Below are 10,378 nucleotides of genomic sequence, written 5' to 3'. Positions count from 1 at the left end.
AGCGCAACTCAGCAGGAGCACGACATAGAGGAAGGACACGATTCGTCTCTCTGCGGCCGGGACGCGGGGGTCGCGTCAGTGGGTCTCAGCGGGAACGGTGCGGGACTGCGGATCGGTGGCTCTGTCGCGGGTCACCAGGGCCTGGCGGACGAGTTCGAGGGCCCGGGTGACCGAGCCGATCTCGTCGTGGTTGGCCGGATAGATCACACTGCGCCGGTCACCGGCGGCCAGCCGCTCCGCGGTCGCGGTGAGCGCCCGCAGCGGGCGGACCACCACGAGGTGGGTCCAGCCCAGACAGACGGCGCCGACGGCGATGGCGAGCAGGCCGGTCAGCATGGTGTGCCACTGGACGGCGAACGCGCCGAGCCTGAGGGCCGACGCCTGCTCGGCCGACACCACCTGCCAGCCGAGTGCGGTGGTCGGCCCGGCCTGTGCGAGCGGCACGGCGGCGGCGACCGAGGCGCCGTCGGCGGTGGCGCCACGCGTGTCGATCAACGCGGACCGCGCCGCGCCGGGCAACGTCGCGAAGTCGCCTTTACGCGCGGCGAGTCGAGCGAGGTCGTGGCCGGGCAGGCGTTGGAACGCGCGGAAGCCGACGCTCGCGGCGAGCACCCGGTGGTGTTCGTCGGTGAGCCAGACGTGGCCGAGGCCGGGCCGTTCCAGCATGGCATCGAGGACGGACACGTCGATCTCGGCGAAGAGCACGGCGGGAGCGCCCCTGGCGGCCTCGACGGCGGCGCGGCCGTGCGGTCGCGGTGGGTTCCCGGTCCGCGCGTAGGCGGCGATCGCGGGGATGCGGCCCGAGGCGTTCACGAGGGTGACGCCGTTGCCGGTGGGCGCGTGGACGAGGGTGCGCAGCGGCTTGGCACCGCGCCGGGTGAGGATCCTGCCGGTGCCGTCGAGGACGTACACCGAGCGGTACTCGGTGTGTTCGGCCAGCACGCGCTTGAGGACGGCCGTGCGTCGCGTGACGTCCCCTCCGGCGAGGGCGGAGGCCGCGGCGGCCAGGTCGGTTTGGGAACGGTCGAGATAACGGCGTACCCGGTCAGCCGCCGCCATCGTGCGGTCCCGCTGGTCGCCGACGACCGCCGTGGGGACGGCCGTGCGGGGGTCGGCCCGGTTGACGACGCACAGCATGGGCACCGACCAGGCCGCGACGAGCACAGCCGCCACGACGACGACCAACCGGGTGCCCACCGGAATCCGTGCCGGGGCGGGCTCGGACGGCGCGCTCCCGCCGAGCAGTTGGAGACGCAGCGACTCCAGCGCCCGGGCGATCCGCCGCGGTTCACCGAACCGTGGCAGTGGCACCGGGACCGCCAGATCGCCCTCTCGCGCCTGCGGACCTCCGGCAGCGCCCCGTGCCAGCCGACGTGCCGTCACATGCAGTCCGATGAGGGGACGTTGCAGCCCGAACACCAGAAGCGCCGTGACGAGCAGGGCCACCAGCGCGAGCAGGACGCCGGCCACCAGGGCGCACCGCAGGTGCCGCACGTGGTGTTCGGTGGCCGTCGCCGTCGAGGAGGTGGTGAGGACGACGAGACCGGGGCCCGAGGCGTCCTTCCCGCCGCCCACGCCGTCGACCGACGCCCAGCCGGCGATCGTGCGCCGGTCGCCGTGCGTGTCGCCGAGGAGCGCGCCGGACGCCGGGCCGGGCGCGGCGGACGCCGAGGCGGCGGCGACCGCCCGGGTGGCCAGCGCCGACGACTCCCGGGCCGGGAGCGGCGATCGAACGGATACCACCGGGGTCGGGTGCGGCGACCGAGCGGACACCGCCGTGGGCGGGTGCGGCGACCGGACGGACACCACCGCGGCCGGGTGCGCGGGCGTGGGGAACGCCGGGGTCTCCTGCGGGGCATCGGTCCGGGCGAGCACCGTGCCGTCACGGGTGAGGAGTTGGACGCCGCGCGTCGGACCGTGCACCGGCGGGGCGGTGAGGGCCTCGGAGACGGCCAGGAGCCACTTGCGGTGCGCGGGCGCCAGCCCGTTCAGCACCTGCCCCTGGTCGTCCTGGTCGCCGGGGGGCGTGAGCGTGACCCTGGCGAACAGCAGCAGCCTCAGGCCGGTTCCGGCGCGCACGACGCGGGGCGCGATCGTACGGCCTTCGCGCTCCGGGACGCCGCGGACGTCGGACGGCGCCAGGGGTAAGGACTCGCCCCGCGCGGCGAGCCTGCCGCCGGTGCGCAGGTCGAAGAGCGCGACACCGCGCACGGACGGGTCCTTGGGGGGCACGGCGGTGAGCGATGCCGCGGGCGCCGTGCCCGTGGCAGGGGTGTACGCCGAGGCGGTGTAGCGCAGTTCGCCCGCCCTGGCCTCGATGTCGGCACGGGTGGAGGCCGCGGCGTCGGCGGCTATCTGGCGTTCGGCGTCCGGCAGCGCCTGCGGTACCGCCCGTGGGCGCACCGTGCCGATGGCGAGCGCGGTCGCTCCCGAGACGGCCAGAAGCAGGCACAGCAGGGCCGCGACGGGGGGACGCACACCCCCGAGCAGCGGCATGTCGGCACGCAGGCGGGTGCGATGACGGCGGGACGGACGAGGGGACGGTGTCGTTGCGCGACGGTTCATGACTCCTGAGTGCTGCTCAGGTCGGCGTGGCGGGGGGACCAACGGAGCGCGGACGTCAGCGTCTTCGCGTGCGTCCGGCGACATCGGTCCGGGAGCAGACGGGCGTGCGGGACGTGAAGAGACGGCGTCGGCAGGGGCACGGCGTACATCGGCGGCACGCCGGACATCGTCGGCTCGACGCTCCCGGTCCGGCCGTGCGACCGGCCGGCTCGTGTATCGCCCCCGGGCCCCGTAGACCTTGGACGACCAGCACGCTCTCACCCTCCGTTCGGCGGGTACAGTCCTGGCGGTTCCGCTCCGGGACACTCAACGGCCCTGGTCAGGGGCCGCCCGCGTCACACGGGCACCTGATCGGGAACGCTATACCGAGCCTCGTCACAGAAAACACACAACTTCCGTGGCCCTACTGGCGAATCAGCCACCACAGCACACCGCACGCGCGGCATGTCCCGACATTCCGCCCACGTCCCGGCGCGTTCTGTACGAAATCATTCGCAGGGACTTCACTCGCGGTCGCCACGTCACCGTCCGGAGGGCGGCGACACAAGGAAGCGTGAGCGGTGCGAAGACGCGTGGGACCCGCGAGGGGTCGTGGGATCCGGTTCGTGGGATCAGGGCCGTGCAATCAGTGGCGTGGGATCAGGCGCGCGGGGTGCCGAGGGCGAGGATCGCCAGGTCGTCGTGGCCGTCGCCGGGGCCCGCGGCGACCAGCGCCTCGCACAGGACGTCCAGATCCCGCGCCCCGGCAGCGGCCGCCGCGTCGGCGACCAGGCGCAGGCCCTCCTCGATGGACTGCCCCGGGTGTTCGATCAGGCCGTCGGTGAAGACCGCCAGCGTCGATCCCGCGGCCAGCGGCAGGGCGTGGTCCCTGCGGGCGATGGCGGTGTCGACGCCGATGGGCAGGTCGGCCGGGGCGTCCGGGTAGGAGGCCGCACCGTCGGGCGACAGCACCAGCGGCGGCGGGTGGCCCGCGTTGCTCCAGCGCATCAGCCAGCCGCCGTCCAGGGCCGGTTCGAGGCGGACCAGGCACACGGTGGCCATGACGGCGGGCTCGACGGCGTGCAGGGTGCTGTCGAGCCGGGCGAGGACGGTCGCGGGCGAGGCGGAACCGTCATGGACCAGGGCGCGCAGCATGTTGCGGACCTGGGCCATGGTGGCGGCGGCGTCCAGGTCGTGGCCGACGACGTCCCCGACGACCAGCACGCGCGAGCCGTCCGGAAGCGTCATCGCGTCGTACCAGTCACCGCCCAGCAGGGACGGCGAGGCGGCGGGGCGGTAGACGGCGGCACAACGGAACGGCGACAGGTCGGGCAGGCTGGGCAGCAGCAGCCGCTGGAACCGCTCGGCCCCGGCGCGCAGCCGCCCGTACAGCCGGGCGTTCTCGATGGCGATGCCCGCCGCGCCGGCGAGCGCGGTCACCACCGCCTCGTCACCCGCGTCGAACGGTTTGCCGCCCGCCTTGTCGGTCAGGTACAGGTTGCCGTAGACGGTGCCGCGCACCGCGATGGCGACCCCCAGCAGGGTGCGCATCGGCGGGTGGCCGGGCGGGAAGCCGACCGCGCCGGGGTGGTCCGGGATGCACTCGACGCGCAGCGGCCGCGGGTCGCTGATGAGGCGGCCCAGCAGACCGCGGCCGCGTGGCAGCTCCACGCCGTCGAGGCAGGCGATCTCCTCGTCGTCGAGGCCCGCGGTGATGAACTCGGCGAGTTCCTCGCCGGTGTCGTCCAGGACGCCCAGCGCCCCGTAGTGCGCGCCGACGAGCGTCATCGCGGTGCTGACGATGCGGCGCAGCACCACCGGCAGGTCCAGCTCGCGGCTGATCGACAGGACCGCGTCGAGCAGGCCCCGCATGCCCGGCTGGTCGTCCGTCGTGTCATCCGGGCCGTCGTACCGGCCCGGGTGCCCGTCCTGATTCATGATCCGCTATTGACCTCTGCCGCTCGGGGCGCTCGTCCTCCGGGCACGCCGCACCAGCCCAGGCCCGCCTGCCATGTCTGAGACCGTTTCAGCCGGTGCTCCCGACCGAGGATATCGACTGGAAGGCCCCGGAACCGGCAGTACGGTCATATGAACCAGACTTACCGCAGGTCACAGGCGTGTGTCCGGACAACGCGCCGTGCGCGTCGCGGCCCGAGCCCCAGCCCGGGCCGCGATCGCACGCCCCACCCCGACGCGTCGCCCGCTCACTCCTTCTCGCCGCGCACCACGACCACCGGACAGTCGGCGTGCTGAACGCAGTGCTGGCTGACCGAGCCGAGCAACGCCTCGGTGAAGCCGCCGTGTCCCCGGTTGCCGACGACCAGCAGGTCGGCGCCGCGCGCGGTGTCCAGCAGGGCCCGGGACGCGTTGTCGGCGACCACCGTCTGGCGGACCTCCACCGACGGCTCGCCCGCGGCGACGGTGGCCACCAGCTCGGACAGCGTCTTGGCGGCCAGTTCGCCGAAGTCGACGTCCGGCAGCGGCGCGGACCAGCCCGCGTACACGCCCGCCGGGTACTCCCAGGCGATGACCGCCTCCACCGAGGCCCCGGTCAGCCGCGCCTGCCCGACCGCCCACGCCAGCGCCGCACGGGACGCGGCCGAACCGTCGGCCCCCACCACGATCCGCCCACCGGCCGTCCGCTCACTCATCGCTGTCTCCGTCTCCGTCCGGCCCCGGCGCGGGGCCGACTCGTCGCGTACGCCAACTCACGTCACTGGCATACCTGCCCACGCACCGCCTCTTCGATCGCGACGTACGTCACGGTGACCGCGCTCGCGGCCCACGTCACGGCGGCCGCGACCCGCATCACGAGGCGAACGCGCCGGCGCACTCCGGGTGGCCCCAGGACGCGCCGACCCGGGTGATCGTGTCGCCCTTGCCGTACGGGCGGGAGCAGGGGCAGGTGCCGGGGAAGCGCGCCGCGAGCGTACGAGTGCCTCCCGGGGCGGAGCCCTTCCGGGCGGAGGCGGCCTTCTTTCCCGGGCCGCCCTCCTGCGACGCGCGCGCACGGGGCGGGGCGACGCGGACCGGGTCGGGGACGGGCAGGTCGGACGCGGTCCCCTCGGCGGACTCCTGCGTGCGGGCGGCGTCGCTGGCGGCCTTGTCCGCGATCGCGTTCAGACGGTCGCCGTCGGCCTGGTGGGCGCGGACGTACGTGAAGACGACGTCGCGGCCCTGGAGGAGTTCGTCGATGGCCTGGATCAGCTCGCGGTTCGCCACCGGCTTGCCCGCGGCGGTCTTCCAGCCGTTGCGCTTCCATCCGGCGAGCCACTTCGTCGCGCAGTCCCGGGTGTACGTGCTGTCGAGCCGGACCTCCAGGGATACGGCCGGATCGGTGGCGGCCAACACCTCGCGCAGGGCGGTCAGTTCGCCGACGTTGTTGGTGCTGTGCCCGAGGGCACCGGCCCGCCACCGCTGCGGGACACCGGCGGCGTCCGCGACCACGTAGGCCCAGGCCGCAGGCCCCGGGTTGCCCTTCGCGGCCCCGTCGCAGGCCGCAATCGTTCGCTCGCTCATGCCCTCGATCATGCCAGCAGCGGGACAGGGCGACCGCCGCCACCGGGTGCGCCGGGATCGGCGGGGACGTTGCCGGACGAAAGGCCCAGCGGAAGGCGGCCGAACCGACGGGCTCGTGTCCTGTTTCCGACATTGTCATGTTCACACGCTGTCGTGGCGCCGCCCCGGCCCTAGCGTATCGCCACCCGATCACGGGCTCCCCCACGGTTTCGAAGGGGCATCATGACGTCGATACCCAGAATGCCGGGCCGCTCCGGTCCCGCACTGCTGGCAGCCATCGCTACGGTGTTCGCCCTCGCGGCAGCAGGAAGCATGCCGGCCGCCGCCGCCTCGCCCGCCGCCTCCTCCCCCGCGTCCGGTTCCGCCTCGTACACCCACGCCTGCGCCGACGCCGGGGCGGGGCACGCCCGGTGCTGGGCCGAGGGCGTGCCCGGTGCGCGCGGCGGTACGGGGGCCCGCCCCGCGGCGCCCTCCGGCTTCGGTCCTTCCGACATCCAGTCCGCGTACGACCTGCCGAGCGGCGGCTCCGGTGCCACCGTCGCGATCGTGGACGCCTACGACGACCCGAACGCCGCGAGCGACCTGGCCACGTACCGCAGCCAGTACGGGCTGCCCGCCTGCACCACCGCGAGCGGCTGCTTCACCAAGGTCGACCAGACCGGCGGCACCACCCCGCCGCAGGGCGACTCCGGCTGGAGCGAGGAGATCACCCTCGACCTCGACGCGGTCTCGGCCGCGTGCCCGTCCTGCCACATCCTGCTCGTCGAGGCGAACGACAACAACGACGACAACCTCTACGCGGCGGACGACGAGGCGGTGAAGCTGGGCGCGAAGTTCGTCTCCAACTCCTGGAGCGACAGCGAGAGTTCGGGCGAGACGTCGAGCGACTCGCACTTCGACGTGCCCGGTGTGCTGTTCGCGTTCGCCACCGGCGACAACGGCTACAGCATGGGAACCCAGTACCCCGCCTCCTCGCGCTACACCCTCGCGGTGGGCGGCACCTCCCTCAGCAGGGGCGGCGGCAGCCGGGGCTGGACGGAGTCGGCGTGGAGCGGCGCCGGGTCGGGCTGCTCGGCGTACGAGAAGCAACCGAGCTGGCAGAGCGGCGTGGTGAGCGCCTGCGGTTCCGAGAAGGGCACCGCGGACATCTCCGCGGACGCCGACCCCAACACGGGCATCGCCATCTACGACACCTACAGCGCTCCCGGCTGGCAGCAGTACGGCGGCACGAGCCTCGCCACCCCGCTGATCACGGCGATGTACGCGCTGGCCGGCACCCCGGGCGCCAATGACGACCCGGCCTCCTACCCGTACGCGCACCGCGGCGCGCTCAACGACGTGACGTCGGGGAGCAACGGCGACTGCGGCACGGCACTGTGCGACGCGGGCACCGGCTGGGACGGGCCGACCGGCCTGGGCACGCCGGAGGGCGTCAGCGCCTTCACCCCGGGCGGCGGCACGACCGGTGTCACCGTGGCCAACCCCGGTAACCAGAACGGCACCGTCGGCACGGCGATCACACCGGTACGCGACAGCGCCAGCGGCGGCACGGCGCCGTACACCTGGTCGGCGAGCGGACTGCCCGCCGGGCTGTCCATCGACTCCTCCAGCGGCACGATCAGCGGAACCCCGACCGCGGCCGGCACCTCCCAGGTGACGGTGACCGCCAAGGACAGCACCGGCGCGACCGGTTCGGCGCCCTTCACCTGGACCGTCACCTCCGGCGGCGGCAGCGGCACGGTGACCGTCGGCAACCCCGGCGACCAGGTGTGGATCACCGGCTATGCCATCAACTCCCTGCGGATCAGCGCCACCGACAGCAAGAACCTCCCGCTGACCTACAGCGCGACCGGGCTGCCGTCCGGACTGCGGATCAGCACGAGCGGCGTCATCAGCGGCACCCCGACCGCGTCCGGCGACTACACCGTCAAGGTCACGGCCACCGACTCGGGCGGGGCGAACGGGTCGACGACCTTCACGTGGACCATCCTCGCCTGACGTCGTGACGTGGTGAACGCCGTGACGTGGTGAACGCCATGAAGTCGTGACGCCATAGCGCCCTGACGCCCTGACGGGCGCCTTCCCTCCCCCACACGCCCGGTTCCGGGACGGCGGTGGCCTCGCCGCCCCGGAACCGGGTCATGTCCGTCCGGCCATCGCAACCGGGGAGCAGCGCTCCCGAGAATCCCCCGTCCGCAACCCTTCTTCCCCCCACCCCTCGCCGCCTAAGGTCCGCGCATGGCCCACTTGCTCCAACCGGTCGGTCTCGGCCAGACCGACAGCGACGTCTATCTGCGGCTGCTCTCCCACGCCCACGTCACCCCCGCCGACCTCGCGCAGGCGCTGGAACTGTCCGCGTCGACCGTCCGGCAGTCCTTACGACGGCTGACCTCCGCGGGTCTGTGCAACCAGCTCGTCGGCCGTCCCATCCGTTACGTCGCCGCGCCGCCGGAAGTGGCGCTCGATTCCCTGGTCATCCAGCACCACCGCGAGCTGGACCAACTCCGGGTGCAGGCACGCGCGTTGTCGGTGCGCGCGCAGACGACCGGCGCCCAGAGCCCGTTGATCGAACTGGTCGAGGGGGCGGAGGCCGTGTGGCACACCCTCGCCCGGCTCGAACTCGGGGCGCGGCAGGAGGTGTTGATCATCGACAGCCCGCCGTACCTGGCGAGCGGGCTCAACACCAACGAGATCCAGGCGCTGGAACGGGGGGTGACCTACCGGGCGATCTACCACGCCCAGGCGCTGGCCGACAGCGGGCGGCTGGCCCTGCTGGAACGGTACTTGGAGGCGGGCGAACAGGCCCGCAGCCTGCCCGACGCACGCATGAAGATGCTGATCGTGGACCGCGAACAGGCGCTGGTCCCCATCAGTTTCACCGGAAGCGACGCCGCGACCCGTCTGCTGGTGCGGTCCTCGCCGCTGCTGGACGCCCTCGTGCTGAGTTTCGACACGCTCTGGCAGCGCGCCACACCGCTCGGCGCGGGCTCGACCGGGCGAACCCCCCTCGGCGACACCGTCTCCCCACGCGACCGGGACATCCTGCGCCTGCTGGCCACCGGAGCCAAGGACCGCACGATCGCCCGCACGCTGGGCATCACGGAACGCACGGTGGTACGCCGCATCCACACCCTGATGACCCTGCTGAACGCGACCACCCGCTTCCAGGCAGGAGTCCAGGCCGCGACCCGGGGCTGGCTGGGAGGGCGTGCGTGACCACTCGCTCGCTGACGCGGGTTGCGCGCCGAAGGCGCCCGTGCGTCAGGCCCCGCCGCCCCCGGCCAGGACGCAGTCGCCGCACAGGCCGCCCGCGCCATCCGGGGCGGCCCGGTAGATCAGGCAGCAGCTGCGGCGGCGGAACGTCCCGTCCTCGTCGCTGAAGGCGTCCGCCAGGTACGGGTCGTCCAGCAGCTCGGACGCGACCGCCCGCACCCGGTCCGCATGCGGCGAGGAGGAGTGCGCGGCGGCGCGGGCGGCGCCGTTCAGGGCGGAGGCGGCGTTGCCGCGCAGGATGTGCGGGGAGACGGACATCGGCAGCGCCACCGCCTCCAGGGGCCGCAGCGCCCCGTCGACGACGGCGGACAGCGGCACGTCCTCGCCGGAGCCGAACGCGTCCTCGGGGAGCGACAGCGGGAAGGTGCCGCCCAGCTCGGCCTGCCAGCGCACCCGTTCCGGGTCGAGCGAGGGGATCCGCCCGAGCGCCGCGGCGCACCCGAGCACGGGTGACAGCAGCCGGGAGACCAGCCCGAGGTGCGTCACCGACGCGGCGACCCGCTCCTCGATCTCCTCCGGAGCCCGTCCGCCGCCCGCGGCGAGGAACGCGCGCACGGCGGCGACCCGTTCCGCGAAGGCACCGGAACCGGGTTCGAAGAGGTCGGACAGGACGCGCCACGGCTCCGGCGCGACGGAACCCTTCGGATGGACCTCGAAGGCGAAGAACGGTCCGAGAGCGGCGACCCGGGCGGCCTCCTCGGGCGTCACCGCACCCCGGATCGTGTCCTGGCTCACATGGTCGTGACGCTGCGGGCCTTCGTCCGTCCGACCCTGTGACCGATGTCCACTCGGGTCCAACTCCCCACGCTCCCCGCGCACTTCGTCCTCCGCTCCCGTGCGCTGGTCTCGCACGCCAGCCACGGGATTGTGCAGCCTACCGCAGCGCCCCTACACTCCGAGTGCATGACAGGGCACGGAAGCCGGTGTGAGTCCGGCACGGTGGCGCCACTGTGATCCTCCTTCCGGGGAGGTCAGTCAGACACGTTCCCGTCATGACGCTTCGACCCCTGCAACGCGGGACGCACCATCCCCGGAGGAGCTC

Annotated in this window: 7 protein-coding genes; 2 read left to right on the top strand and 5 right to left on the bottom strand. The window is 73.5% G+C overall.

Annotated elements, in window-relative coordinates; all coding sequences use genetic code 11:
* Positions 1 to 75: 75 nt before the first annotated feature.
* The 4 genes from K7472_RS30165 to K7472_RS30150 form a co-directional block, all read right to left on the bottom strand.
* Positions 76 to 2,565, bottom strand: a complete 2,490-nt coding sequence (locus K7472_RS30165; RefSeq protein ID WP_222982096.1) for a HAMP domain-containing protein — start codon at positions 2,563 to 2,565, stop codon at positions 76 to 78.
* Between the two features lie 639 nt (positions 2,566 to 3,204).
* Positions 3,205 to 4,482, bottom strand: a complete 1,278-nt coding sequence (locus tag K7472_RS30160) for a PP2C family protein-serine/threonine phosphatase (RefSeq protein WP_222982089.1) — start codon at positions 4,480 to 4,482, stop codon at positions 3,205 to 3,207.
* 266 nt (positions 4,483 to 4,748) lie between these two features.
* A complete protein-coding gene (locus tag K7472_RS30155; RefSeq protein WP_222982081.1) occupies positions 4,749 to 5,195 on the bottom strand; it encodes a universal stress protein in 447 nt (148 codons plus the stop codon).
* A 157-nt stretch (positions 5,196 to 5,352) separates the two neighbouring features.
* Positions 5,353 to 6,075 carry a ribonuclease H family protein gene (locus K7472_RS30150; protein ID WP_222982079.1) on the bottom strand — a complete coding sequence of 241 codons (723 nt, stop codon included), beginning with the start codon at positions 6,073 to 6,075 and terminating at the stop codon, positions 5,353 to 5,355.
* A 210-nt stretch (positions 6,076 to 6,285) separates the two neighbouring features.
* Between K7472_RS30150 and K7472_RS30145 the strand changes: the two genes are divergently transcribed.
* On the top strand, positions 6,286 to 8,061 hold the full coding sequence (locus tag K7472_RS30145; protein WP_222982077.1) for a putative Ig domain-containing protein: 1,776 nt from the start codon (positions 6,286 to 6,288) through the stop codon (positions 8,059 to 8,061).
* Between the two features lie 240 nt (positions 8,062 to 8,301).
* The gene (locus K7472_RS30140; protein WP_222982075.1) at positions 8,302 to 9,279 is read left to right on the top strand and encodes a helix-turn-helix transcriptional regulator; all 978 of its coding nucleotides are present in this window, start codon (positions 8,302 to 8,304) and stop codon (positions 9,277 to 9,279) included.
* Between the two features lie 45 nt (positions 9,280 to 9,324).
* Here K7472_RS30140 and K7472_RS33565 read toward each other — a convergent pair whose 3' ends face one another.
* A complete protein-coding gene (locus tag K7472_RS33565) occupies positions 9,325 to 10,071 on the bottom strand; it encodes a (2Fe-2S)-binding protein (protein WP_308014153.1) in 747 nt (248 codons plus the stop codon).
* Positions 10,072 to 10,378: the final 307 nt, after the last annotated feature.

The sequence above is a fragment of the Streptantibioticus parmotrematis genome (genome assembly GCF_019890615.1).
Lineage (GTDB): Bacteria > Actinomycetota > Actinomycetes > Streptomycetales > Streptomycetaceae > Streptantibioticus_D > Streptantibioticus_D parmotrematis.
Note: the sequence above shows the minus strand (reverse complement) of the source record. Positions and strands in the feature narration are given on the sequence as shown.

Coding starts and splice junctions, on each gene's coding strand:
- K7472_RS30165 (WP_222982096.1), bottom strand. CDS start 2,565: ATGAACCGTCGCGCAACGACACCGTCCCCTCGTCCGTCCCGCCGTCAT.
- K7472_RS30160 (WP_222982089.1), bottom strand. CDS start 4,482: ATGAATCAGGACGGGCACCCGGGCCGGTACGACGGCCCGGATGACACG.
- K7472_RS30145 (WP_222982077.1), top strand. CDS start 6,286: ATGACGTCGATACCCAGAATGCCGGGCCGCTCCGGTCCCGCACTGCTG.
- K7472_RS30140 (WP_222982075.1), top strand. CDS start 8,302: ATGGCCCACTTGCTCCAACCGGTCGGTCTCGGCCAGACCGACAGCGAC.
- K7472_RS30150 (WP_222982079.1), bottom strand. CDS start 6,075: ATGATCGAGGGCATGAGCGAGCGAACGATTGCGGCCTGCGACGGGGCC.
- K7472_RS30155 (WP_222982081.1), bottom strand. CDS start 5,195: ATGAGTGAGCGGACGGCCGGTGGGCGGATCGTGGTGGGGGCCGACGGT.